We start from the raw sequence: 25,587 nt of genomic DNA, 5'->3' as shown, positions 1-25,587 counted from the left end.
GCTAATACCTGCAGTGGGTCGTTCCAAGACATTCCGAGCCGCCCCGAAGCGCGCGGCACCGACGGCATCACCCCGCCGGCGTCACGCCCACGAGTTCCACATCGAACACCAGCGCCGCATCCGCCGGAATCTCCCGGCGCAGCGAGCCGTCGCCGGACGTCATCTTCTTGCCCTCGCGCCCATAGCCCAGATAGCCCGGAATCCGGAACTCCCACCGGTCGCCCGGCCGCATCAGCTGCACCAGCGCGCTGAACCCCGGAATGACGACCCGCACGTCAAAGCTTGTCGGGCTCGCGCCATTGTCGGGCGAGGTGCTGAACACGCTGCCGTCCGCCAGCCGCCCGACATAGCGGATCGAAACCCGGTCGGCGCGGGTCGGCCGCACGCCGTCCGCGGGACCGGAGTGCAGGACCTTGTATTCAAGGCCCGGCAGGCGAACGACGCGTCCGGTCTCGGCGGCCAGCGACGGGGAGGCGGGAAGCAGGAGCAGCCCGAGGCAGATGAGGGGATGGCGCATCGGGGCAGGCTAATGCGGAAACGCGCACCTTCGCAATGCCGCGCCGCCGCCCCGCTTACGCGAACGCTCTCACCTCACCGTCGGCAGGCCTCGCTGCCGCGGTCGGACGATAGCCGCGCGAGTGACGATGTCGGGGACGTGCTGATCACGATCCCGGTCGACCCGCACCGCCTGAGCTGAAAGCGCACCTTGCGCGCCCGGAAATCGAGCGACACCCGGCGGAACGTCTCCAATATGTCGGTGCCCAGCAGCAGCGCCGGCTTGTCGGAAAGGCCGAACACGGCAAAGGGCGGAACCTCTGCGAACGCCATCGGCACGTTGCGCAGGATCACCGATCCCAGCCGTAGCTCGGCGACGCGCGCCAGCTGCAGGTTGACGGTGACGCCGGTCACGCCGGTCACGCCGATCGTCGTGAATTTGTCCGGATCGCGGCGGATCAGCTGGTCGCGAAGCGCCAGATTGCCGATCGTGATTTCGGACCCGGTATCGATGACCGCGTCGACCGATCGGCCATTGGCCCGAACCTGGGTCAGGATCAGCTGGCCGCGCTGCAGCCGCGCCACTACCACGATCTCGTCGGCGGCGGCTCGAGGCGGCGGCTGGCGCGCGTCCTCCACCTTGATGGTGCGCGCCTCGAAATCCATCATCAGCCGCTGCTGAACCAGCGCGTCGATGCCGATCATCCCCTCGCCGCCCAAATCCCGTTCCTGCAACGCGGGCAATTGCAGGTCGGTGATGGTGCTTTCCCCCAGCTGCAGCGCATCGACCAGCACGCGATCGACCCGGCTGCTGTCCGTCATGCCGTTCAACAGCACCGGCGTGCCCGCCGGCAGCTGCAGCGCGCTAGCGAGGCGCCGGCCGACGACGGACGTGTCGGCCCCGCTATCGACGACGAAGCGGTAGGGGCCATGGCCGTTCACCTGAACTGCGACCGTCATCCGGGTGCGGACCTTGCGCGCGTCGATGTCCTCCCCGCCGATCGCCAGCGTGTCGTCGATCACGGCGGGCGGAAGCGGCGGCATCTTTGCCGCGGGATCGACCGGCGGCGGCTTGCGCCCGCCCGACGCCATTGCAGCCCCGCTCGCACAGGTCAGGGACAACGCCAGCGCCGACACGACCGCCAGCCCGTGAAGCCCTCTCTTGTGCCGCATCCATGTCGCTCCCGGGCGCCGGTCCGCCGGACAAATATCCTCTGTCCCGATCGCCGCTTCAGCCGAGACCGAGAATAGCGCACACCACCAGCTTCCACCATTCTTCCATAAGCCGCCGCAGATTTTCGACGACGGCAGCATGCACTCCCTCTCCCGGCGGGAGAGGGCGACTCGCGCAAGGCGCGAGCGGGGTGAGGGCGACCGCGGTGTCTCGCCTTTCACGACACCCCTTTGCAGCGCTCGCTGAGTGGACCTGTCCGGAAAGGCGGATTATTTTCACGGGATGGACGTGCTGGCTAATCTGGCTCCCGCGATCGGTGGACTGATCGCTGCTCTCGTCGGCTATCTCTATGCGCGCCGCGTTCACGACCGGGCGCAAAGGGCCCGCGCTGCCGACCGCCTTCCGCGCGCCGCCGAATAGCAGCGAATTCCGCTCCGGCACGTGCCGCGGTAAGGGGAGGCGGTGAGCGCCCCCGATCTCCCCGCACAGCCTGATCTTCCGGTGTTCGACATCCCGGCCGAGGCGCCCCTGGGCCTTGCAGTGTCCGGCGGCCCCGACAGTCTCGCGCTTCTCCTCCTCGCCGCCCGCGCCCGGCCGGATCGGCTCCGCGCCGCGACCGTCGACCACCAGCTTCGCCCCGACTCCCGTGCGGAGGCGGAGGCCGCCGCCGCGCTCTGCGCCCGGATCGGGGTTCCGCACGACATCCTGACCGTGCGGGTCGAGGGCAGTCTCCAGGCCGCCGCGCGCGCGGCCCGCTATGCCGCGCTCGGGCAATGGTGCGTGGCCCACAGTCTCACCCACATCGCGACCGCGCATCATGCCGACGACCAGGCGGAAACGCTGCTGATGCGCCTCGCGCGCGGGGCGGGCCTGTCCGGCCTTGCCAGCATTCGCGCCGCCCGCCCGCTCTGCCCGGGCGTGACGCTGGTCCGGCCGCTGCTCGATCGCCGCAAGGCCGAGCTCGAGGCGATCGTCGCCGCGGCCGGCATCGAGCCCGCGCGCGATCCGAGCAATGCCGACCCCCGCTATGACCGGACGGCGGCGCGCGCGCTGCTGGCCGCGACCGACTGGCTCGATCCGGCGCGGCTGGCGCACAGCGCGGCGCATCTGGCCGCATCCGAAGCCGCGCTCGAATGGGCGGCGGATCGCGCCTTGGCCGAGCGCTTCGACGGCGCCAGCCTCGATCCCGAAGGCCTGCCGCCGGAGCTGCTCCGCCGCATCCTCCTCCGCATCTTCGCCGCCCACGGCGAGACCCCCCGCGGCCCCGACCTCGCCCGCCTGACCGCCGCCCTCCACTCCGGCCGCACCGCCACCCTCGGCCCCCTCAAGGCGACGCCGGGGGAGCGCTGGACCTTCACACCGGCACCCCCGCGCCGGACGCGAAAATAAGCTCACACGAAGACACGAAGGCACAAAGCTAGACGAGCGCGAAATCCCTTCGTGACTTCGTGTCTTCGTGTGAGAATTCCCTTCTTGGCCCGCCATTGTCGGTTAACCCTCCGCCACCTATGTTGTGGGCCTGTTTCCCGTGAGATTCGCCTGCGATGAACGACAAGAAGGATCCGAACGCGTCCAATCCCTGGATGAAGAGCCTGTTGATCTGGCTCGGCGTCGTGCTCGCGCTCGTGCTGTTCGTGTCGATGTTCGACACCAAGACCCGCACGGCGAGCGGGGAGGGCATTCCCTATTCGGAATTCCTGCAGCGGGTCGATGACGGCTCGGTCAAGGACGTCGCGATCGCCGACAACATCATCAGCGGGACCTATACCAACGATTCGACGTTCCGCACCCAGGCGCCGGACGATCCGCGCCTGATCGACCGGCTGATCGCCAAGAACGTCAAATTCTCGGCGAAGCCCAAGGAAGAGCCGAGCTTCTGGATGATCCTGCTCTACCAGTCGCTGCCGTTCCTGCTGATCCTTGGCGTGGCGTTCTTCGTCATTCGCCAGATGCAGAAGAATGCGGGCTCGGGCGCGATGGGCTTCGGCAAGTCCAAGGCCAAGATGCTGACCGAAAAGCACGGCAAGGTGACGTTCGACGACGTCGCCGGCATCGACGAGGCGCGCGAGGAGCTGCAGGAGATCGTCGATTTCCTGAAGGACCCGACCAAGTTCGCGCGTCTGGGCGGCAAGATTCCGAAGGGCGCGCTGCTGGTCGGTTCGCCCGGCACCGGCAAGACCCTGCTCGCCCGCGCGATCGCGGGGGAGGCGGGCGTTCCATTCTTCACAATCTCCGGCTCCGACTTCGTCGAAATGTTCGTCGGCGTCGGCGCGAGCCGCGTGCGCGACATGTTCGAGCAGGCGAAGAAGAACGCCCCCTGCATCGTCTTCATCGACGAGATCGACGCGGTCGGCCGCCATCGCGGCGCCGGCCTCGGCAACGGCAATGACGAGCGCGAGCAGACGCTGAACCAGCTGCTGGTCGAGATGGACGGCTTCGAGGCGAACGAAGGCATCATCATCATCGCCGCGACCAACCGTCCGGACGTTCTTGATCCTGCATTGCTTCGCCCGGGCCGTTTCGACCGTCAGGTCGTCGTGCCGCGCCCGGATATCGAGGGCCGCGAGAAGATCCTCGCCGTCCACATGAAGAAAGTGCCGCTGGCGCCGGACGTGGACAGCCGCACGATCGCGCGCGGCACGCCCGGCTTCTCGGGTGCCGATCTCGCCAATCTCGTCAACGAGGCCGCGCTCCTTGCCGCGCGCAAGGGCAAGCGCCTGGTCGCGATGCGGGAGTTCGAGGAGGCCAAGGACAAGGTCATGATGGGCGCCGAAAGGAAGTCCATGGTGATGACCGAGGACGAGAAGAAGGCGACCGCCTATCACGAGGCCGGCCACGCGCTCGTCTCGCTCCACGTCCCCGGCTGCGATCCGCTGCACAAGGTGACGATCATCCCGCGCGGCCGCGCGCTGGGCGTGACCTGGAACCTGCCCGAACGCGACCGCTATTCGATGTCGATGAAGCAGATGAAGGCGCGCCTTGCGCTCTGCTTCGGCGGCCGCATCGCGGAGCAGCTGATCTACGGCAAGGACGAGCTGAACACCGGCGCGTCCAACGACATCCAGCAGGCGACCGACATGGCCCGCGCGATGGTGATGGAATATGGCATGAGCGAAAAGCTCGGCTGGCTGCGCTATCGCGACAACCAGGACGAAGTGTTCCTCGGCCATTCCGTCGCGCGGTCGCAGACCGTGTCGGAAGAGACGGCGCGGCTGATCGACCAGGAAGTCCGCCGGATCATCGAGGAAGCCGAGGCGACCGCTCGCAACGTGCTGACGGAAAATCTCGACGAACTTCATCGCCTTGCCGAAAACCTGCTCGAATATGAGACGCTGACCGGCGAGGAAGCGAAGCGTGCGATCAAGGGCGAGGATATTGGCCGCGAGGATCAGAACAAGGGCCGCATCGTGCCCCTGATCGCCGGCGGCAGCTCGATCCCCAAGACCAAGCCCCGCAAGCCGGGTCCGTTCGGCGATCCGGCCCCGCAAGGCGCCTGAGACCAGCATCACCAAGGCGGCGCCGGAGCGATCCGGCGCCGTTTTTGTGTCCGGACCGTCCGATTTGCGCGGCTTTGCAGCCGTTCCGCCTCCCATGCGTAGTGCATTCGGGCCGCACGCCGGCCTCGTTGCTTCCGGGGAGGTTGACCTTCATGAATCGCGCCGCTGTCCTGGCCTTCGCCGTTCTCGGGATGACCGGCTGGTCGGCGGCCGAGGCGAAGCCCCTCACCTTCGGCATCGTGAACGGCGCCGCCGATTTCTCGAACCGGGCAGAGCTCGGGGCGTGCCGCGCGGATGCCGGCCGGGACGGCGGCAGTCGGTGCGCCCTCGCGCGCGCCAGCTTCGGCGGGCTTCCGGTCGCCCGGGCGACGCTTGCCCTGAACCCGGCGCACAAGGCCCGCTCGCTCGACATCGTCCTCGACGGTCAGGATTACGATCTGGCCTATCAGCTTCTCGTCGGCCGCTATGGCCCGCCGACAAACCTGCGCGACGGCCCGCGCTGGAGCGATTTCGACGCCGGCGCGAGCATCGCGATCAAGCGGTCGGGCGCGAACGCGACGATTTCGTTCGATTTTCCGGAAAATGCCGGCGCCGCCGCTCGTCAACCGGATCCGTCGCTGGTCGTTTCCCTCCTGCTGCTCGCCGGTGTCGGGGCCGCGGCCGGCGCCCTTTTCTACGCCGCACGCGGAAAGCGCCGCACCAGTCCGCAACCCTCGATGCGCGCGACGCTGGAACGACGTGTGAACGAGGGCAGTCTGCAGTTCTGATTGGCTTTCATGTCCGGGAGGACGCGGATGCAGCACTTGGTCTGGGGGTGGTCGAGGATCGGCACGATCGCGCTGCTCGCGGCTCTGGTCCTGTCCGCCTGCCACAAGACTGAGCCGCGCACGCCGCAAGCCGCCAAGGCCGGAGACAATCGCGCACAGCAGACCGCCGCCCGGACAGCGTGCGCGAGCCAGGCCGCGTATGAGCGGCTGAAGGCGCTCGCGTTCGAAAAGGCGAAGACGATCCGCGCCGGCGATGCCGCGACGCTCGACCGGCTCGCGGCCGCCGCCGTGGTGCGCATGGATGATGCGGCGGTCGAGGGCCGGGACGATGCGCTGAACGTCACCGTCTGCAAAGGGCGCATGGTGATCGACCTGCCGCCCGGTTTCGAAGACGCGTTCAATGGCGACCGTCAGCTTTCCGCGGACGTGAAATATGCGGTGCAGGCAACATCGAACGGTATCGCGCGCGCCTATCCGCTCCGGGGTGCGGAGCCGATCGTGTACCGGCTGGCCGCGATCGATCTGAAGAGCGGACTGCGCGTCGCCCAGAACAAGCCGCCGCCCGTTGTCGAGGCAGCGGAAAGCGTCGCCCCGCCGCCCGCCGCTGCACCGCCACGGCGGCGTTCGGCCGCGCTCGAGCCCCGTCTCGCGGCGCGAGGCCGTCCCAGCTTCGATTGCCGCGATATGCGCTCGCGGGCGGAACGGATGCTCTGTGGCGACGAGCGCCTTGCCGCTTACGACCGCGTCGCGGCGTCGCTCTACGGCAGGGCCTTCGACGATTCCGACCGGGACACGCGCGCGGTGCTGCTGGGCACGCAGGACCGCTTTCTCGCGCGCCGCGAACGCTGCCGCAGCCCGGCCTGCATCGTCGCCGCCTATCGGGATCGCATGGACGAGATCGACCGCATCGCCGCCGGCGGCTAGGCCGTTGCGGATGGCGGAAACCCGGCGCAAAGGCGCCGGATGAGTGCCGGCATTCTCTACATTCTCCTCGCGCTGATCGGCGGCGTGCTGATGGCGGTACAGGCGCCGACCAACGCCATCCTCGCGCGCGCGTCGGGCTCGCCGGTGCTGGCGGCGCTGATCTCGTTCGTCGTGGGAACGATCGCGCTGGCGATCCTGCTACTGGCAAGCGGGGCGCCGCGCGGCCTGTCGGGCGCGCGGGCGCTGCCCTGGTATGCCTGGGCCGGCGGCCTCTACGGCGCCTTCTTCGTCGCGGTCGCAGCGTTCGTTGCGCCCCGCATCGGCGTCGGCGCGCTGCTGACCGCGGCCGTCGCTGGCCAGCTCGCCGCTGCCCTGCTGCTCGACCATTACGGCCTGCTCGGGCTCGAGCCCCGGCCGGCGACGCTCGCGCGCATCCTGGGCCTGGTGCTGGTCTTCGCCGGCGCATTCCTGGTGCGACGCGGCTAGCGCCGACGTAACACACACCACTGAAAAAGCTGCCTCGTATCGCCCGGTGTGCGGTGCGCCTCGCGCCAATCGCGAAGGAGGCGGAATTCGGGCCCGAGCTCGGCCGCTAGTCTGTCCGCGTCGTAGCGGCTGACCGGCAACCCGCTGCACCGCTCCGGCCCTTCTGGCGCAAACGTGCCGAGGATCGCGAAACCGCCTGGCGCCAGCCCGACCTCCAACGCGCGACGATAGGCAGCGCGCTGCTCCGGCTCAGTCAAGAAATGGAACACCGCGCGGTCGTGCCAGATTCGGTAGGTGCGGGGCGGCGTCCAGCGGGTAACATCGGCCACTGTCCATCGCACCTGCGCCGCTGCCGCGCCGAGCCGGCCTTGCGCTTGCGCCAGCGCAGCGGCGGAAATGTCGAGCACGGACACGTCCGCGAACCCGCGATCGATCAACGCATCGACCAGGCCCGATGCGCCGCCCCCCACGTCGATGATCGGCGTCTCCTTCGTGGGGGCGAGGCCCAGGATTGCGTCGAGCGAAGGCTCCGGCGCAACTTGGAACCAGCTGAGGGTCTCCGCGGGTCGGGTTGAATAGACCTGCTCCCAATGGGCCTGCCCGTCATTCACATTCTTTATGCCTTCTTTATGCGTCGGCCGTCCGTGTCCCATGGCATCTTAACGGCCAGACCTGCTTCCGCCAGCTTATGCACGGTTCCGGGGCCCCCTCTTCGCGCGCGCAGACGGCCGCGCTGACCATCGGCGCGATCGGCGTCGTTTTCGGCGATATCGGCACCAGCCCGCTCTACGCCTTTCGCGAAGCGCTGGCGCAGAGCGCCGGTGGCGGCATCGATCGCAGTGAGATCCTGGGCGTGCTGTCGCTCGCGCTCTGGGCGCTGATCCTGGTGGTCACGGTCAAATATGTGACCTTCCTGCTCCGCGCTGACAATAATGGCGAAGGCGGCGTGCTGTCGTTGATGGCGCTGGCGAAGCGGGCGCGCTCCGGGCCCGCGCCGATCGTGTTCGCGCTGGGCGCGGCCGGCGCCGCCCTGTTCTATGGCGACGCGACGATCACGCCCGCGCTGTCGGTGCTCTCGGCGGTCGAGGGGCTGAAGACGGTGCCCGGCCTGGGCGGCATGGACGTGCGGCTGATCCTGGGGCTGACGGTCGCGATCCTGGTCGCGCTGTTCGCGATCCAGTCGCATGGCACGGCACGGGTCGCGCGGCTGTTCGGCCCGGTGTGCATCGTCTGGTTCCTCGCGATCGGCGGGCTCGGGCTGCTCCACATCGCCGACACGCCCGCGGTGCTGTTCGCCCTGAACCCGCTCTACGGCATCAGCTTTTTGACAGGCCATGGCGTGACCGGCCTGTTCGTGCTCGGCGCAGTGTTCCTGACCGTGACCGGCGCCGAGGCGCTGACCGCGGACATGGGCCATTTCGGACGGCGGCCGATCCGGATCGGCTGGTTCGCGCTGGTCTTCCCGGCGCTGTCGCTCAATTATCTGGGGCAGGGCGCCTACGCGCTCGCGGCGCAGGAGGCGGCGCAGCGCTCCGGCCAGGTCTTTCAGAACGCCGACTGGTTCTTCCTGATGGCCCCCGATGCCTTTCGCGCGCCGCTCGTCATCCTGGCGACCCTTGCGACGATCATCGCCAGCCAGGCGGTCATCACCGGCGCCTATTCGCTGACCCAGCAGGCGATCGCGCTGGGGCTGCTGCCGCGCCTGTCGATCCAGCAGACGTCCGAACATCATTCCGGGCAGATCTACCTGCCCGTCGTCAATTGGCTGCTGCTCGCCGGCGTGCTGATCCTGGTGGACGGGTTCCGCAGCTCGTCGGCGATGGCCGCGGCCTACGGGATCGCCGTCACCGGCACGATGGTGATCACTACCTGCCTCGCCTTCATCGTCGTGCGGCGGTTGTGGAAATGGCGGCTGCCGCTCGCGCTCGCCCTGATCGCGCCCATGCTGGCGCTCGACCTCGTCTTCTTCGGCGCGAACATCCTGCGCGTCAGCGAGGGCGGCTGGGTGCCCCTGCTGATCGCGGCGCTACTGGGCGTGGTGATCGTGACCTGGGTGAAGGGGCGCGCGCTGCTCGCGGCGCAGGTCCACGGCGACACCGTGCCGCTCGACAGCCTTGTCCCCGCGCTCGCCGCCCGGCCGCCGCGCGAGGTGGAGGGGACCGCCGTGTTCCTCGCCTCCGATGCCAGCGTGACGCCGGCGGCGCTGCTCCATAACCTCAAGCACAACAAGGTGCTGCACCGGCACAATATCGTGCTGAAGGTGGCGACGGCGCCGCGGCCTCACACCCAGCCTGGCGAGCGGCTGAAGCTCGAACGGCTCGACGATCGCTTCGCGCGCGCGACGCTCACCTACGGCTATATGGAAACGCCGGATGTGCCCGCCGATCTGCTGCGCGACGGGCAGGTGGCGTCCGATCCGGGCGGCACCTCCTTTTTCATCAGCCGCAATTCGGTCGGCGCCGCGCGCAAGGCGGGCATGCCCTTCTGGCAGGACATCATCTTCATTTTCCTGCAGAAGAACGCGTCCGACCCGACCCAATTCTTCCGCATACCGCCGAACCGCGTGGTCGAGCTCGGCACCCGGATCGAGGTGTGAGATTCTCGACACGAACGCCCGCAGGGCGCACACTCTCCGGGCCGTGGACGATGCCTCCGCCCTGTTGAAGCTGTTCGCGAACTCGCGCCGATCGGACGCGTGGAGCTATGCGCTGGGCGCGCTCGGCGCCGCGCTGATCACCTTGCTCGACATGGGCCTGCTGGGGCGGCTGAACGTGGCCAGCCTCGCTCTGCTCTATCTGCTTCCGGTCATGCTCGCTTCCGCGCAGGGCGGCCTCGCGCCCGGCCTGGTGACGAGCGCGCTGGCAGCGCTTGCGTTCAATTTCTTCCTGGTGCCGCCGCGCTTCACGCTGCGCATCTTCGATCCCGATCATCTGGTGACGATGATCCTGCTGTTCGCGGTTGCCGCGGTGATCAGCGAGTTCGCCGCCCGGCTGCGCGCGGCCGCGGATCGCGCCGAAGCAGCAGCGGAGGATAGCCGGCTGCTCGCGAGTTTCGGCCACAAGCTCGCCAACACCCGTTCCGCCGAGCAGGTCGACACGATCCTGTGCCTTCAGCTCGCAGCGACCTTTCGTGCGAGTACGGCCGTGCTGGACGTGGATGGGCCCGCCGTCGCCTGCCGGGTGGCCAGCGGTGATACGCCCGACCTGTCGGACCTTGATCTCGCCGCCGTCCGATGGGCGCAGGCCAATGGCGAAATCACCGGTCGAGGCCAGCCGACCATGGCTTCGGCCGAATGGCTGTTCGTGCCGCTGGCCGCCGTCGGCACGCCCTTCGGCGTCGCCGCGCTCGCCCGGCCCGACGCGCGGCCGCCGATCCCGCCCGCCCGCATGCCACTGCTCACTGGCCTCGTCACCGAAGCCGCGCAGGCGCTCGCCCGGCTGCGGCTGGCGGCCGAGGCGGCGGAGCTAGAACAGCAGCGCGAGCATGAGCGGTTGCGCGATGCCCTGCTGTCTTCGGTCAGCCACGATCTGCGCACGCCGCTGACCGTGATCCTGGGCGAGCTTGCCCTCATCGAGGGGGAGGGCGCCGCCCGCGTCCGGGCCGAGGCGCGGCGCCTCGACCGCCGGATCGGCAACCTGCTCGAGATGAGCCGTCTGGAAGCGGGCGCCTTGCGCCTCGCGGTCGTGCCGACCGACCTGTCGGATGCCGTCGCCGTCGCGCTCGATGATATGGGGCGTGAGCTGGACGGGATCGCCGTCGCTCTGGACCTGGCGCCGGACCTGCCGATGGTCCGCGCCGATCCGCGACTGCTCCACCACATTTTGATCAACCTGCTCGACAATGCCCGGAAATTCGCGCGCAGTGCGATCCGGATCGAGGGGAGGGCGGCCGACACCGTCACCCTGGCGGTGATCGACGACGGGCCTGGCCTGCCTCCGGGCGCCGATGCGCTGGTGTTCGATCGTTTCCGCCAGCTGCAGGGATCGGACCGGCTGGGCGGCTCGGGCCTGGGGCTCGGCATCGTCCGCAGCTTTGCAGAGGCGATGGACGCGCAGGTGTCCGCGCGCAACCGCCCCGGGGGGGGCGCCGAATTCCGGATCGCCTTTCCCGACGCGGCCGTCACGCGCCTCGCCGCCGAATGAGCGGCGAAACGATCCTGGTCGTCGATGACGAGGCGGCGATCCGGCGCCTGCTGGCTGGCGTGCTGAAGCGGGCGGATTACGAGGTGATCGAGTGCGATACCGGCCGCGAGGCGCTTCGGCTCGCGGGCGCGCGCCGGCCGGCGGCGATGCTGCTCGACCTGGGTCTCCCCGATCTCGACGGGCTCGAAGTGCTGCAGCAGCTCCGCCGGGAAAGCGCGACGCCGGTGCTGGTCGTCTCCGTCCGCGACGCAACCGAGGAAAAGGTCGCCGCGCTCGACCTCGGCGCGGACGATTATGTGACGAAGCCGTTCGACGGTGACGAATTGCTTGCGAGACTTCGCGCCGCCCTTCGCCGTGCCCGCCCAGCGTCCGGCTCCGCACCGGCCGTGCTCGGCGACATCGCGATCGATCTCGACCGGCGACGCGTCACGCGCGCCGGCGAGGAGGTGCATCTGGCGCCCAAGGAATATGCGCTGTTGGCCGAACTGACACGCCACCTCGGCCGGGTGCTCACGCATCGGCACCTGCTGCGCGCGGTGTGGGGGCCTGCCCATGAACAGGACGTCGAATATCTGCGCGTCGCCGCGCGCGGCCTTCGGCTGAAGCTGGAATCCGATCCCGCGCGTCCGCAGCTGATCCGCAACGAGCCGGGCATCGGTTACCGCCTGTCGGAACCCACGCCGTCCGGCGGCGGTTAACCTGAGTAGGATTCCGTTGCGCAAGCGCGACGAACGGAGGCGTAACGGCCGGAACTAAGTGCCTGTTCCGGCGCTTTTACGGCTTGCCAGCCAATCAACGAGTGGGGCGCCGCGGTCCTCGCGGGCGCTGAAGTGCGGGCTGGCAGACCGAAGGAGCGCTATGAAACTTGGATCTTCCCGTCGCCGCGAGCGTCAGGCTTTCTCCGGCGGAACGTTGCCCAAGCCGACACTTCTTTGCTTTTCGCATTTGCGCTGGAATTTCGTGTTCCAGCGCCCGCAGCATCTGATGAGCCGTTTCGCGCGCGATTATCGCGTGATCTTCTGGGAAGAACCGATTCTCGACGCGTCGGCCGAGCCGTCGCTGGACCTGTCGATCTGCGCCAAGTCGGGCGTCACGGTCGCGGTCCCGCATCTCAACCCCAACGAAGGCGAGCTGCACGAACGGCAGCTCCGCCGTCTTGTCGATGAGCTGGTCGGCACCCGCTCGGGCCCGCTGGTGCGCTGGTATTACACGCCGATGATGCTGCCGTTCTCGCGGCATCTCGACGCCGATTGCACCGTCTATGACTGCATGGACGAGCTCGCGAATTTCAAGTTCGCGCCGCCCGAATTGCTGTCGCTCGAGCAGGAGCTGATGGGGCTCGCCGATCTGGTCTTCACCGGCGGCTACAGCCTGTACGAAGCAAAGCGCGACCGGCATCTGAGCGTCCACGCCTTCCCGTCCAGCGTCGATGTGAAGCATTTCGCCCAGGCGCGCGCAAAGCAGCCGGACCCCGCCGATCAGGCTGACCTGCCGCATCCGCGCTTCGGCTTCTATGGCGTGATCGACGAGCGGATGGACCTGGAGCTGCTCGGCGCTGTCGCCACCCAGCGCCCGGACTGGACGTTTGTGATGATCGGGCCGGTCGTGAAAATCAGCCCGGAAGATCTGCCGACCCAGCCCAACATCGCCTGGCTTGGCGGCAAGGATTATGCGGAGCTTCCCGCCTACCTCTCAGGCTGGGACGTCGCGATGATGCCGTTCGCGATCAACGACGCGACCAGGTTCATCTCGCCGACCAAGACGCCGGAATATCTGGCCGCGGGCCGTCCGGTCGTCTCGACGCCCATCAAGGACGTGATCCGCCATTATGGCGAGCTCGACGCGGTCCAGATCGCGAGCAATCCCGCCGATTTCATCGCCGCGTGCGAGACGGCGCTCGCGCTGCCGCGGGAGAATCGCGAATGGCTGCGCCCGGTCGATGCGCTGCTCTCGACCATGTCGTGGGACGAAACCGCGGCGCAGATGGAGGCGCTGATCGCCGAAGCCTCGATCGAGCGTCGCGCGGTGCAGCCGCTCGGCAAGAAGCCGCATTATGACGTGCTCGTGGTCGGTGCCGGGTTCGCCGGTTCGGTGATGGCCGAACGGCTGGCCCGCGACGCCGGCAAGAAGGTGCTGGTTGTCGACAGGCGCCCGCACATCGCCGGCAATGCGTATGACCTGCCGAACGAGGACGGCATTCTCTATCACCTCTACGGCCCGCACATCTTCCACACCAATTCGGAAGAGATTTTCGCCTATCTCTCCCGCTTCACCAAATGGCGGCCGTACGAACACCGCGTGCGCGCGCAGGTCGGCGACAAGCTGGTGCCGATGCCGATCAACCGCACCACGCTGAACATGCTCTACGGCCTCGATCTCAAGACGGACGAGGAGGCGGAGGCGTTTCTCGAAAGCCGCGCCGAACCGGTCGACGAGATCAGGACGTCCGCCGACGTCGTCGTCTCGAAGGTCGGGCGTGAGCTCTACGAGACCTTCTTCCAGGGCTATACCCGCAAGCAATGGGGCATGGACCCGTCGGAGCTCGACAAGTCCGTCACCAGCCGCGTGCCGACCCGCACCAGCACCGACGACCGCTATTTCACCGATCAGTTCCAGGCGATGCCGCTCGACGGCTTCACGCGGATGTTCGAAAACATGCTCGACCATCCGAACATCGAGCTGCGTCTGGGCGCCGATTTCGATCAGGTCCGCCGCGAGGTGACGTACGACAAGCTCGTCTTCACCGGCCCGATCGACGAATATTTCGGCTATCGTTACGGCAAGCTGCCGTACCGCTCGCTGCAGTTCCGGCACGAGATGATCGACACCGAAGTGTTCCAGCCGGTCGCGGTCGTGAATTACCCGGCCGAGGACACGCCTTACACCCGGATCACCGAATACAAGTATCTTACCGGGCAGACGGCGCCCAAGACCAGCATCACCTACGAATATCCGTCGGCGGAAGGGGATCCCTATTACCCGATCCCGCGGCCGGAGAATCAGGCGCTGTTCAAACGCTACGAGGCGCTGGCTCTGGCTGAGCCCGACGTCGTCTTCGTCGGCCGGCTCGCCACCTACCGCTATTACAATATGGACCAGGTGGTCGGGCAGGCGCTCGCGACCTATCGCCGGATGAAGGCGGACGAGGATGAGCGGCGCGAAGCGCTCGAAGCGGCGGCCCGCAAGGCCGTGGCGCACGAACGTCCGGCACTGTTCGCCCGCACGTCGGCGATCGCCCGCAGCGGAACGTCAGAGGCGGCAGCAACCCCAGCGGAGTAGGCACATGGCTGAAGATCGGCCGCGCGTTCTCGTCACCGGCGGATCGTCGGGCATCGGCTTCGAGCTGGCCCGGCAATTCGCGGAAAGCGGACATGACGTCGTCATCGCCGCGCAGGATATCGACAAGCTGGAGCAATCCGCGGAGCTGATCCGTGAGCGCGCGCCGGATGCCGATATCGACACGATCGCGGCCGATCTCGCCTCCGAAGAAGGCGTCTACCAGCTCCACCGCGAAGCGAAGGCGCTGGGCGCGATCGACATCTTCTGCGCGAATGCGGGCGTCGGCTCCGGCGGCGGCGGGTTCGACGAGACCGATCTCGACAAGGAACTGGCGCTGATCGACCTGAACGTGCGCGGCCAGGTGCAGCTGTCGAAGCTTATCGTCCGCGACATGGTGGCACGGGGCGAGGGACGCATCCTGTTCACCGCCTCGATCGCCGGCATCATGCCGGGGCCGTTCGAATCGGTCTATTCGGCGTCCAAGGCTTTCGTCCGCTCGTTCGGCGAAGGACTCAGGAACGAGCTTGCCGAAAAGAACATCGTCGTGACGGTGGTGATGCCGGGCCCGACCGACACCGACTTCTTCCATCGCGCCAACATGGACAACACGCCCGCCGGCCAGATGGCCAAGGACGATCCCGCCCTGGTCGCCGCGCAGGCGATCGACGCGCTGATGGCAGACCGGCACGCGGTGATCGCCGGCGGCCTCAAGAACAAGCTGGAAACCAGCGCGGTGCGCATCTTCCCCGATCCGGTGAAGGCGCGCGCGCACCGCACCCAGACCGAGCCGCTCGACCATGAATCGGAAGGCGGCGGCATCAGCCCCGTCGCGATCGGCGGCCTGTTCTTCGTCGGCGCCCTCGCCGCCGCCGGCACCGCCGCCTGGCTCCAGAGCCGGGGTGAGGAGGAAGACCATCGCCGCCGGACGGAGCCCCAGGCCGATTTCGAGGTGGCGGGGAAGTAATCCGGCCCCTCTCCCCTCGGGGAGAGGGCGACTCGCGCGCAGCGCGAGCGGGGTGAGGGGGCCAGAGCGAAGCGCAGCGAGCGTGAGAGCCGCAGACCCTCACCCTCCCACCGCTTCGCGGCGGGGGCCCCTCCCTCTCCCGCAAGCGGGAGAGGGGCTTACGTCCGCAATGGGTCGGAAGCGGGCACCGCCGCCGGTCTAGCCTCTTCCACTTTTGCCCTCTAATCCCCCCTCATGTCCCGCATCGCATTTATCGGCATGGGCGTGATGGGCGCCCCGATGGCCCGCCACCTCGCCCAGAAGGGCCACGAGCTCACTGTCTACAACCGATCGCCCGCAAAGGCGGAGCGCTGGGTCGCCGAGAATGGCGGGCGCGTGGCGTCGAGTCCGATGGAGGCGGGCGAGGGGCAGGACGTGGTCATCACCTGCGTCGGCAATGACGATGACCTGGCCGAGGTCACGCTCGGCCGGGAAGGCGCGTTCCGGACGATGCGGCCGGGATCGCTGTTCATCGATCACACCACCGTCTCCGCGAAGATCGCGCGGCAGCTCGCGGTGGAAGGCAAGTCGCACGAGATCATGTGCGTCGATGCGCCCGTCTCCGGCGGGCAGGTCGGGGCGGAAAACGGCACGCTGTCGGTGATGTGCGGCGGCCGCGACAAGGCGATCGCGGCGGCGCGGCCCTATATGGAAGCCTATGGCGCGCGGATCACGCATGTCGGTCCCGACGGCGCCGGCCAGACCACCAAGATGGTCAACCAGATCTGCATCGCCGGCGCCGTGCAGGCGCTGAGCGAGGCGCTGCGTTTCGCCCAGCACGCGAACTTGGACCTCGACAAGGTGTTCGAGGCGGTCTCCGGCGGCGCCGCGGCGAGCTGGCAGATGCTCAACCGCTGGAAGACGATGGCGAACGACGATTTCGATTTCGGCTTCGCGATCGACTGGATGCGCAAGGACCTGGGCCTCGCCATCGATGAGGCCCGCACTAACGGTGCGACACTCCCGGTCGCGAGCCTCGTCGATCAATTCTACGCCGACTGCCAGGCGCTCGGCTATGGCCGCCAGGACACCAGCGCGATCATCCGTCGGCTGCCGAAATAGGTTCACGCGAAGCCGCGAAGACGCGAAGAAGGTTGGTTCGCGCGGAGGCGCGGAGGCGCGGAGGGGGCGTGCTTCCGGCGTATCTTCGGCGAAGCCGAAACCCATCCTGCTCCGGCTTCGCCGGAAAGACGCGGCATCGACGAGCGGCGAAGCCTCTCCGCGCCTCCGCGCCTCCGCGCCTCCGCGTAGAACCCATTTCCTTCGCGTCTTCGCGTCTTCGCGCGAACCCTCTGTCCTACCCGGCACCGACGCGGCTATGCAGGCGAAATGAACGACTTCCCCCTTCGCGCCCGGCTCGCCTCTTTCCCCAAGGCGGCCCTGAAAATTTTCATGAATCCATGTGAATGTCGTCCACGTCGTCCACTTCGTCCATTTCTGCCGCTTCTCGTGCTCGTCGCTGCGCCGGCCCATGCGGATGCGCTGATCGACAATGTGAACGGGCTGACCTTGACCAAGGACGGCAAGGTCGAGCGCTTCACTGGCCTTGTGATCGACAAGGACGGCCGTGTCGCGAAGCTCCTCGATCGCGGCGACAAGCGGCCCGATCGCGGCCTCGATTTTCGCTATGATGGCAAGGGCCGGGTGCTGATGCCCGGCCTGATCGACGCGCACGGCCATGTGATGGAGCTCGGCTTCAAGGCAATGTCGCTCGATCTGACCGCGGCGAAGTCGCTCGACGAGGCGAAGGCGATGCTCGCCGCCTATGTGAAGGCCAACCCGGACCGACCATGGATCATCGGCGCCGGCTGGAACCAGGAGCAATGGGGCCTCGGCCGTTTCCCGACCGCAGCCGACATCGACGCGATCGTGCCGAACAAGCCCGTGTGGCTGGTCCGGGTCGACGGCCATGCCGGCTGGGCGAACAGCGTCGCGATGAAGGCGGCCGGCATCACGGCCGCCACGCGGTCGCCGGCCGGCGGCCGGATCGAAAAGACCGCGGACGGCCAGCCTGCGGGCGTGTTCGTCGACGCGGCCCGCAAGCTGATCGAGAAGGTCGTGCCCGCGCCGCAGCCGCGGGAGCGCGACATCGCGCTCTCCAAGGCGCAGGCGATCCTGCTCGGCTTCGGCATCACCGGCATCGACGACATGGGCACGTCTGTCGAGGACTGGAACGTGTTCCGCCGCGCCGGCGACGCGAACGTGCTGAAGGTCCGCATCGTGTCCTACGCGCTGGGGCTGGAGCCGGCCTTATCGATCGCGGGCGCCGGGCCCACGCCCTGGCTCTATGACGACCGGCTGCGGATGGTCGGTATCAAGCTCTATGCGGACGGCGCGCTCGGCTCGCGCGGCGCCTGGCTGAAGCAGCCTTATGCCGATGCGCCGAAGGAGAGCGGCCTGGGCTTCATGGACGACGCGAAAATCCGCAACCTGATGGTCCGCGCGGCGATGGATCACTTTCAGGTCGCCGTCCACGCGATCGGCGACCGCGCCAACGACCAGGTGCTGAGCGCGATCGAGGAAGTCGCGCCCAGCTATCCCGACAATCGCCGCTGGCGGATCGAGCATGCACAGATCGTCGACCCCGCCGATATCCCGCGCTTCGGCAAGCACGGCATCGTCGCCTCGATGCAGCCGACGCATGAGACGTCGGACCGGCTGATGGCCGAGGCGCGGCTGGGGCCGAACCGTCTGGCGGGCGCCTACGCGTGGGAATCGATCCGGCGCACCGGCGCGCACCTCGCGTTCGGATCGGACACGCCGGTCGAATCGCCCAATCCATTCCCCGGCATGGCGGCGGCAATCACGCGCGAAGGGCCGGACGGCCAGCCGTTCGGCGGCTGGCAGCCGCAGGAGCGCGTCAGCCGTGAAGTCGCGCTTGCCGGCTATACGACCGAAGCGGCCTATGCCGGCCAGGCGGAGGACCGGATCGGCATGCTCCAGCCCGGCTATCGCGCCGATTTCGTCATCGTCGACACCGATCCGCTCGAATCGACGCCGCAGCAGCTTCGTGCCACCAAGGTGCTCGAGACCTGGATCGGGGGCCAGCGGGCCTATGTCGCGAAATAGCCTCGTCCTGGTCGCCCTGCTGCTTGCCGGCTGCGACAAGATGACCGTCGGCAACCACACCGAAGGGAATGGCGAGACGCGCGTCAGCGTTGCCAACGACACCGACGAGAATGTTGCGCAGGCGCCGGAAGGCGTCGGCGCGCCGATGGCGTGGCGGGTCGAGGACGGCGCCGCTTTCTACGGCGCCGCCGACCAGCCGCCGGTGTTCGCGCTCCGCTGCGAACGGCAGAGCCAGTCGATCCTGTTCGAGCGCGCCGGCAGCGGCACGGCGCTGAACCTGTCGGCGGACGGCGCGGGCGTAAGCCTCGGCACCCGCGACCTGGGCAATGGCCGCGTCCAGGCGCGCACCGGCATGGGCGATGCGGTGCTGGACGCGATGGCCCGTCCGCAAACCCAGGTGACCGTCTCCGGCGGCCCGCTGACGCTGACGATCCCGGGCGGGGTCGCCATCCGCCGCGTCGTCGATTTCTGCCGCAATCCGCCCGCGCCACCCACACCGCCGCCGACGGACAACATGATCGCTCCCACGAACGCCGCCGCTCCGGTCGCGCCGCCGCCGGTGCTTCCGGCGCCCACGCCGACGCTAGGAGGCCAGCCGCGCTAACATTCCGGGCGTCAGCACCTGCGGCAGCACGTCCGGTTCCGGCGCGCCCGGCCGGTAGAAGAGGTAGAGGGGGACGCCTGATCGGCCATGAGCTTCCAGGAACCGCCCGATCGTCGGATCGCCGTTGGTCCAGTCGCCGACCAGCACCGCGACGTTATGCTTGGCGAAGGCATCGGCCACTTCCGACCGCTCGATCGCGCCCTTTTCGTTGACCTTGCACGACAGGCACCAGTCGGCCGTGAAGTAGAGGAACACCGGCCGCCCGGCGTCCCGCGCCGTCTTCAGCGCCGCCTCGCTGAACGGCTGCGCCTTCAGGAGCCCGCCGGCTTCGGCCCGGGTCGCGACCGGGGCGAGCGTCAGCACCAGGCCGGCGGCAATGGCCGCGGCGGGGATCACGGGCAGGATCGGTCGGCCGCGCATCTGCCGGACGCCCGCCCACCACAGGCCGAGGCCGAGCAGCAACGCGGCGCCGAGGCCCACGGCCATCCCGTTCACGCCCGCCTGCCGCCCCAGGATCCAGGCCAGGCCCAGCGCAGTCAGGAACATCGGCACGGACAGTATGTGCCGCATCGTCTCCATCCAGGCACCGGGCTTGGGCAGCAGGCGGCGCAGCGCGGGCACGAACCCGATCGCAAGGAAGGGCAGGGCGAGGCCGAGGCCCAGCCCGCCGAACACCGCCAGCGCTCCCGCTGCCGGCAAGACCAGCGCTGCGCCCAGCGCTGCCGCCATGAACGGCCCGGTGCACGGCGTCGCGACGAAGGCGGCCAGTGCGCCCGTCCAGAAGGCGCCGGCCGGGCCGCCCCGCGCCGCCAACGCGTCGCCGGCACCTATCGTCCTCAGCTCGAACAGCCCCGCCAGGTTCAGCGCAACCCCGGTCGTGAGCAGCAGCAACAGGCCGATCACCCGCGGGTCCTGCAGCTGGAAGGCCCAACCGACGGCGGCACCGCCGGCCCTGAGCGCCAGCAAGGCGCCGCCCAGCGCCAGGCAGGTCGCGATCACGCCCGCCGCATAGGCCAGCCCTTCGCGCCGCGCCTCGCGCTCGTCGACGCCGGCGCGCGCCAGGCCGAGCGCCTTCAGACTCAGGATCGGGAACACGCACGGCATCACATTCAGCAACAGTCCGCCCAGCACTGCGCCGGCAAAGGCCGTGAGCACCGTCATCGCGTCCCATCGCGCCGCGCTCGCCTTGCCGATCGGTTCGCCCGCAGGCGGCACCGGGCCCGGCACGGCCTCGAGCGACAGGCCGGTGTCGTCGTCGATCTTGAGCACGCCCGACAGAGAGTTGGGCTGTCCTTTCGCTGTCGTTTCGACGATCAGCGCATCCCCGTTGCGGCTGACGCTCTGCGGCGCGGCATAGTCGATCGCGCCCTCTGTCGAGGGGAAGAAATAGGGCGCGGACACGGGGACATCCGCAGGCAGCGGAACGGCAATGCGCATCCGGCCCTGCACGACCTCGAACCGCGCCTGGGCGCCGAGCGGCCGCGGCAGCTTCGCCCGCCACGCGTCGAACTGCGCGCGTGCCGCCGGATCGATGCGCCCGTCGCCGACAGTCAGGTCGACCGCGATCATGCCCTGTTCCGGCACGCACACTTCGTCGGTGCAGGCGAGCCATTGCGCGTCGCCGGTCACGTGCAGCCGGGTTCCGGGCGCAGCGTCCTTCGGCACCGTCAGCGGCGCGATCAGCGCATATTCGCGCTCATAGATATAGTTCATCAGGCCCGCGACCAGCAGCGTGCCGGGCACCGGATAGCGGAACGCGCCGACATTCACGCCCGCCGGCAGCTGCCACTTCACGTCCGCCGGCACGCCGGCATCGCCGGGATTCTGCCAATAGCCGTGCCACCCCTTGTCCGGCGTCATCACCAGCGCCAGCGCGACCGTTTGTCCGGGCGCCGGCGAAGCGCTCTCCGCCACCAGCCGCGGATGGATGTGCTGGACGCCCGGCTGCGCGAGCGCGGCTGCCGGCCACAGCAGTGCAAGCAGCAGCCACGCCCATGCCGATTTCAGTTTCGCGAGCATCGCGCATTCCCTATCGGTTCCGGGCCCGAAACCCCAAGGAGTTTTCTACGTGAGGCTGCGCTCGATCGTTACTGCCGTCGCCGTTCTCCTCGCCACCGCCGCCCAGGCGCAGCCCCCGAAGCCCAAGCTGATCGTCGCGATCTCGATCGACCAGTTTTCGGCCGACCTGTTTTCGGAATACAGGCAGCACTTCACCGGCGGCCTGAAGCGCTTGTCCGAAGGCGTGGTGTTTCCGTCCGGCTATCAGAGCCATGCGGCGACCGAGACCTGCCCGGGTCACTCGACGATCCTGACCGGCAGCCGCCCCTATCGCACCGGCATCATCGCCAACGACTGGCTCGATCAGTCGGTCGCGCGTGCCGACAAGACCGTCTATTGCGCCGAAGACGAGACGGTGCCGGGCAGTAGCTCCAAGGACTATACCGTTTCCGCCAGGCACCTTCTGGTGCCGACGCTCGGCGAGCGGATGAAGAACGCCGATCCCGCTACCCGGGTCGTCTCGGTCGCCGGCAAGGATCGCGCCGCGGTGATGATGGGCGGGCACAAGGTCGACCAGCTCTGGTTCTGGAACGGCAAGGATTATGTGACGACCGCCGGCCAGCCCGCGCCCGATGCCGCCATCGCCCCGTTCCGCAGCGCGCTCGCGGCGCGGCTGGCGCAGCCGCAGCCGGCGCTGCCGGTTCCCGACGTCTGCACCTCGCGCGATCGGGCGATCCCGATCGGCGGCGGCAAGACGGTCGGCACCTGGCATTTCGGCCGCGCTGCCGGCGACACGACCAAGTTCCGCGCCTCTCCCGAGATCGACGACGCCAATCTGACGCTCGCATCGGCGCTGATCGAGTCGATGGGGCTCGGCCGCGGTCCGCAGACCGACATCATCTCGATCGGCGAATCCGCGACCGATTATGTCGGCCACACCTATGGCACCGAGGGTGTCGAAATGTGCATCCAGCTACTCGCGCTGGACAAGCGCCTGGGCGCCTTCTTCGATCAACTGGACAAGAGCGGCGTCGACTATGTCGTCGTGCTGACCGCCGACCATGGCGGCCATGATCTGCCGGAGCGCAACCGCATCCACGCCGCGCCCGACGCGCAGCGCGTCGACAGCCGGCTCGACCTTAAGGCGATCGGTGCGCAGATCGGCCGCGAGCTGAAGCTCACGGGGCCGGTGCTGATCCCGGCGGGCGGCGACGTTTATCTCGACCGTGCGGTTCCCGCCAAGGCGCGCGCCAAGGCCGTCGCTCGTGCGGCGCAGCTGATCAAGCAGTCGCCGCTGGTCGAGGATGTGTTCGTCGGCGCCGACATCGCGAAGATGCCGCAGCCGACCAGCCCACCGGAAACCTGGTCGTTCGCAGAGCGGGCGCGAGCGTCGTACCGGCCGGGCCGGTCAGGCGACCTGATCGTGGCGCTGAAGGAGCGGGTCACGCCGATCCCGGATCCGACCAAGGGCTATGTCGCCACGCATGGCAGCTTCTGGGATTATGACCGGCGGGTGCCGATCCTGTTCTGGTGGAAGGGCGTTCAGAATTTCGAGCAGCCGCTGGGCGTCGAAACGGTCGACATCCTGCCGACGCTCGCATCGCTGATCGGCCTGCCCGTGCCGCCGGCCGAGATCGACGGCCGCTGCCTCGATCTGGATGCGAGCGCGGGCGACAATTGCCCGGTTGCCGCGCCCGGCACGCGCCGTTAGACCCGCCCGCTTCACAAAGGAGAGTGTCTCGATGAAGAAACTGACTGCCCTCGCGCTCGTCTCGGCCGCCGCTCTGGGGCTCGCCGCCTGCTCGCAGCATGCCCAGAATGAGACCAGCGAAGCCGCCAACGCAGTCGGCACCGACATCGGCAACACCGCCGACGCGGGCGCCAACAGCGTCGACAATGCGCTCGATGCCGCGGGCAATTCGATGGACGCGATGGCCGCGAACACGGCGAACGCCGCCGGCAATGCGACCGACACCGCCGCGAACGCGACCGGCAATGCGCTGACCGACGCCGGCAATGCGGTGAAGGGCAAGTAAGCTCGATCTGCACGAACAAAGGGCCACGGTTCCGAAGAACCGCGGCCCTTTTTGTATCAGCGCCAGGCGGTCAACCGACCTTCGTCGTCCAGCAGGTAGAGCGTGTTGTTGGCCACCACCGGCGACAGGCTGAGCGGCTTGCCGTATTTCACGGTCGCCTCGATCGAGCCTGTGGTCGGCGACACGTAGGCGATCTCGCCCGCGCTGCTGACCGCGATCAAGCGGCCGCCGGCCAGCACCGGCCCGGTCCAGCTGATCGAGCCCTTTTTCTTCTTGGCGCTCTTCCAGTGCGGAAGCTGCGTCGCCCAGCGCACGCGGCCGTTCGAGCGGGCGATGCAGAGCAGCCGCGCATTGTCGGTCACCGCGAACACCCAGTCGCCGACCACCCAGGGCGTGGCGATGCCGCCCGCGTTGATCTCCCAGATGCGCTGGCCGGTCACCAGCTCCAGCGCGACCATGCGGCCGCCCGAGCCGATCGCATAGACGCGGCCCTGATCGATCACCGGCTCGGCATCGATATCGGAAAGCGTGCCGACCGAGGTCGAGATACTCGTCCGCGACAGCGCATCCTGCCAGACGATCCGGCCATTCTCATACCGATAGGCATTGAGCTCGCCCGACGAGAAGCCGGCGACCACCGTGCCCTGGCCCGCGGCGGGAGCGGCGACGCCGAATACGCCGGAGACCTCGAGCGTGCCCGATCCGGTCCATTCGACATTGCCGTCGCTTTCTCGGAGCGCGAAGATCTGGTTGTCCTGGCTCACGACATAGACGTTGCCGTTCGACAGCGTCGGCGCGCCGCGCAACGGGCCGCCCGGCCGCTTGCGCCAGATCGTCGAGCCGTCCGCCGCGTTCATCGCGACCACGTCGCCCAGGCCGTTGGTGGCATAGAGCTTGTCGCCGTCGACGCTGACGCCGCCGCCGAACAGCGCCTTGCTGTTGTTGGCGGCGCCGCTGCCGCGGTCGTCGTCGGCCGCATTGCCGACGAACACGGTCCAGACCTCGTTGCCCGTCTGGGCGTCAAAGGCATGCAGCCGCGCGTCGGTGCCGATGACATAGACGCGCCCGCCCGACACGACCGGGGCTGCGGCGAGATGCGCGCGCTTGTCGCCACCCGCAACCTGGGCTTCCCAGACCCGCGCCGGCGATGCGGAGAGGGCGAGGTGACCCATCGCGTGCATCGAGTTTCCGCTCGGCTGCGTCCAGGCGTCGTTCACGGCCGGCGGCGGCACGGCCACGTCGATCGAGGCGAGTGTCGGATCGACTTCGGCGCCCGTCTCGGCGACGAGGATCGGCACGCGCTGGCCCAGCACCGGGGTCTTGGGCTTTGCCTGCTTGAAAACGCCGCAGCCTGAGATCGCCAGCATCGTGGCCAGCAGCAGCGGAGCGCGAAGATTACGGATCATCGGGACAAACTCGGCAGAGCGGCAGGATTGATATCGACACCCAGTACGCTTGCCATCTGAGCGGCGCGTGAACGGATCGAGGCGGGAACGGCGGGGTCGGCAGCGAGCGCCGCGAAGGCTGCGCCGGCGTCGGTCGGCCGCCCCGCCTTCAGCTGGGCAACCGCGACCAGCTCGCCGGCGCTGCCGAACCAGGGGCTGCCTTTCTTCGCCAGCGGCTGCATCCGCGCGATCACCTGATCCGGCGGCAGCGTGTCGAATTCCATCGTCGTCTGCCGGATCAGCGCGAGATCGCGGAACGGCTGGCCGATATCCTTGTCATTCGCGACGGCGGCGAAGGCGGCGATCGCTGCTTTCGGGTCCTTTTTCTGGGAATCGATCGCGCCGATCGCCAGCTGCGCGGCAGCCCGATAGCCGCCGCGCGGGGATTTGCTCAGCGCGCGCAGAGTCGGCAGCGCCTGGTCGATGCGGCCGCTCGACAGCTGGTCGATCGCGGCGGTCAGCTCTTGACCCTCGACCCCGGCCTGTTTCGCCTGGTGATCGCGCCACCACAGAAAAGCGCCGAACGCGATGAGCCCGATCACGATCAGGGCGAGCAACGCCCGGCCCCAGCGCTTCCAGAGCCTGGCCAGTTCGTCCCGCCGCAGTTCCTCGTCGACTTCGCGTAAAAAAGCTTCGTTCGTCTCCGGCGGTACGGCCAAACCAAATCT

22 protein-coding genes are annotated in these 25,587 nt (G+C 68.5%); 16 read left to right on the top strand and 6 right to left on the bottom strand.

The window, feature by feature from the left end; all coding sequences use genetic code 11:
• Positions 1-67: 67 nt before the first annotated feature.
• On the bottom strand, positions 68-517 hold the full coding sequence (locus SCH01S_RS15315) for an FKBP-type peptidyl-prolyl cis-trans isomerase (RefSeq protein ID WP_046349693.1): 450 nt from the start codon (positions 515-517) through the stop codon (positions 68-70).
• A 74-nt stretch (positions 518-591) separates the two neighbouring features.
• Entirely contained in the window at positions 592-1,668 is a 1,077-nt protein-coding gene (locus tag SCH01S_RS15310) for an aspartyl protease family protein (protein ID WP_169746406.1), read from the bottom strand.
• 247 nt (positions 1,669-1,915) lie between these two features.
• Here SCH01S_RS15310 and SCH01S_RS16665 point away from each other — a divergent pair, with 247 nt between their 5' ends.
• From SCH01S_RS16665 to SCH01S_RS15285, 6 genes are all read left to right on the top strand, one after another.
• Positions 1,916-2,089, top strand: coding sequence for a hypothetical protein (locus SCH01S_RS16665; RefSeq protein WP_157033017.1), 174 nt, complete (start codon positions 1,916-1,918; stop codon positions 2,087-2,089).
• A 42-nt stretch (positions 2,090-2,131) separates the two neighbouring features.
• Complete coding sequence (gene tilS / locus SCH01S_RS15305; protein ID WP_157033015.1) at positions 2,132-3,058, top strand: tRNA lysidine(34) synthetase TilS; 927 nt, start codon at positions 2,132-2,134, stop codon at positions 3,056-3,058.
• Positions 3,059-3,213: 155 nt separating this feature from the next.
• A complete protein-coding gene (gene ftsH, locus SCH01S_RS15300; protein ID WP_046349691.1) occupies positions 3,214-5,166 on the top strand; it encodes an ATP-dependent zinc metalloprotease FtsH in 1,953 nt (650 codons plus the stop codon).
• Positions 5,167-5,318: 152 nt separating this feature from the next.
• Complete coding sequence (locus SCH01S_RS15295) at positions 5,319-5,933, top strand: hypothetical protein (protein WP_046349690.1); 615 nt, start codon at positions 5,319-5,321, stop codon at positions 5,931-5,933.
• 27 nt (positions 5,934-5,960) lie between these two features.
• Positions 5,961-6,857, top strand: a complete 897-nt coding sequence (locus tag SCH01S_RS15290) for a lysozyme inhibitor LprI family protein (RefSeq protein ID WP_046349689.1) — start codon at positions 5,961-5,963, stop codon at positions 6,855-6,857.
• Positions 6,858-6,896: 39 nt separating this feature from the next.
• Positions 6,897-7,343: a DMT family transporter gene (locus SCH01S_RS15285; RefSeq protein ID WP_046349688.1), complete on the top strand. Its 447-nt coding sequence runs from the start codon at positions 6,897-6,899 to the stop codon at positions 7,341-7,343.
• Here SCH01S_RS15285 and SCH01S_RS15280 read toward each other — a convergent pair.
• On the bottom strand, positions 7,340-7,954 hold the full coding sequence (locus SCH01S_RS15280; protein WP_217995442.1) for a class I SAM-dependent methyltransferase: 615 nt from the start codon (positions 7,952-7,954) through the stop codon (positions 7,340-7,342). The two genes, SCH01S_RS15285 and SCH01S_RS15280, sit on opposite strands and share 4 nt — an antisense overlap.
• Positions 7,955-8,031: 77 nt before the next feature.
• Here SCH01S_RS15280 and SCH01S_RS15275 point away from each other — a divergent pair, with 77 nt between their 5' ends.
• From SCH01S_RS15275 to SCH01S_RS15240, 8 genes are all read left to right on the top strand, one after another.
• Positions 8,032-9,939, top strand: a complete 1,908-nt coding sequence (locus tag SCH01S_RS15275; RefSeq protein WP_046349686.1) for a potassium transporter Kup — start codon at positions 8,032-8,034, stop codon at positions 9,937-9,939.
• A 43-nt stretch (positions 9,940-9,982) separates the two neighbouring features.
• Positions 9,983-11,485: a DUF4118 domain-containing protein gene (locus tag SCH01S_RS15270; RefSeq protein WP_052733979.1), complete on the top strand. Its 1,503-nt coding sequence runs from the start codon at positions 9,983-9,985 to the stop codon at positions 11,483-11,485.
• Positions 11,482-12,183, top strand: coding sequence for a response regulator (locus SCH01S_RS15265; protein WP_046349685.1), 702 nt, complete (start codon positions 11,482-11,484; stop codon positions 12,181-12,183). Before SCH01S_RS15270 ends, SCH01S_RS15265 begins: the two co-directional genes overlap by 4 nt.
• 160 nt (positions 12,184-12,343) lie before the next feature.
• Positions 12,344-14,764, top strand: coding sequence for a UDP-galactopyranose mutase (gene glf, locus SCH01S_RS15260; protein ID WP_245612291.1), 2,421 nt, complete (start codon positions 12,344-12,346; stop codon positions 14,762-14,764).
• 4 nt (positions 14,765-14,768) lie between these two features.
• Positions 14,769-15,728, top strand: a complete 960-nt coding sequence (locus SCH01S_RS15255; RefSeq protein ID WP_084689609.1) for an SDR family NAD(P)-dependent oxidoreductase — start codon at positions 14,769-14,771, stop codon at positions 15,726-15,728.
• 234 nt (positions 15,729-15,962) lie between these two features.
• On the top strand, positions 15,963-16,829 hold the full coding sequence (locus tag SCH01S_RS15250) for an NAD(P)-dependent oxidoreductase (RefSeq protein ID WP_046349684.1): 867 nt from the start codon (positions 15,963-15,965) through the stop codon (positions 16,827-16,829).
• A gap of 330 nt (positions 16,830-17,159) precedes the next feature.
• Positions 17,160-18,836, top strand: a complete 1,677-nt coding sequence (locus SCH01S_RS15245) for an amidohydrolase (RefSeq protein WP_046349683.1) — start codon at positions 17,160-17,162, stop codon at positions 18,834-18,836.
• Positions 18,823-19,440, top strand: coding sequence for a hypothetical protein (locus tag SCH01S_RS15240; protein ID WP_046349682.1), 618 nt, complete (start codon positions 18,823-18,825; stop codon positions 19,438-19,440). The genes SCH01S_RS15245 and SCH01S_RS15240 overlap by 14 nt, the downstream gene beginning before the upstream one ends.
• On the opposite strand, the gene SCH01S_RS15235 is transcribed toward SCH01S_RS15240, so the two are convergent.
• Positions 19,420-21,459, bottom strand: coding sequence for a protein-disulfide reductase DsbD family protein (locus SCH01S_RS15235; protein WP_052733978.1), 2,040 nt, complete (start codon positions 21,457-21,459; stop codon positions 19,420-19,422). The two genes, SCH01S_RS15240 and SCH01S_RS15235, sit on opposite strands and share 21 nt — an antisense overlap.
• A 49-nt stretch (positions 21,460-21,508) precedes the next feature.
• Here SCH01S_RS15235 and SCH01S_RS15230 point away from each other — a divergent pair, with 49 nt between their 5' ends.
• Positions 21,509-23,149 (top strand): alkaline phosphatase family protein, encoded by a 1,641-nt coding sequence (locus SCH01S_RS15230; protein WP_046349681.1) that lies wholly within the window; start codon positions 21,509-21,511, stop codon positions 23,147-23,149.
• Between the two features lie 31 nt (positions 23,150-23,180).
• Positions 23,181-23,474: a hypothetical protein gene (locus SCH01S_RS15225; protein WP_046349680.1), complete on the top strand. Its 294-nt coding sequence runs from the start codon at positions 23,181-23,183 to the stop codon at positions 23,472-23,474.
• 56 nt (positions 23,475-23,530) lie between these two features.
• Here the strand turns inward: SCH01S_RS15225 and SCH01S_RS15220 are convergent, their stop codons facing one another.
• The gene (locus SCH01S_RS15220; RefSeq protein WP_046349679.1) at positions 23,531-24,880 is read right to left on the bottom strand and encodes an outer membrane protein assembly factor BamB family protein; all 1,350 of its coding nucleotides are present in this window, start codon (positions 24,878-24,880) and stop codon (positions 23,531-23,533) included.
• Positions 24,877-25,578, bottom strand: a complete 702-nt coding sequence (locus tag SCH01S_RS15215) for a tetratricopeptide repeat protein (RefSeq protein WP_046349678.1) — start codon at positions 25,576-25,578, stop codon at positions 24,877-24,879. The genes SCH01S_RS15220 and SCH01S_RS15215 overlap by 4 nt, the downstream gene beginning before the upstream one ends.
• Positions 25,579-25,587 lie beyond the last annotated feature (9 nt).

It is taken from the genome of Sphingomonas changbaiensis NBRC 104936, assembly GCF_000974765.1.
GTDB classification, from domain to species: domain Bacteria; phylum Pseudomonadota; class Alphaproteobacteria; order Sphingomonadales; family Sphingomonadaceae; genus Sphingomonas_B; species Sphingomonas_B changbaiensis.
The sequence above is the reverse complement of the archived record's forward strand: the minus strand, read 5'-3'. Positions and strand labels throughout refer to the sequence as shown.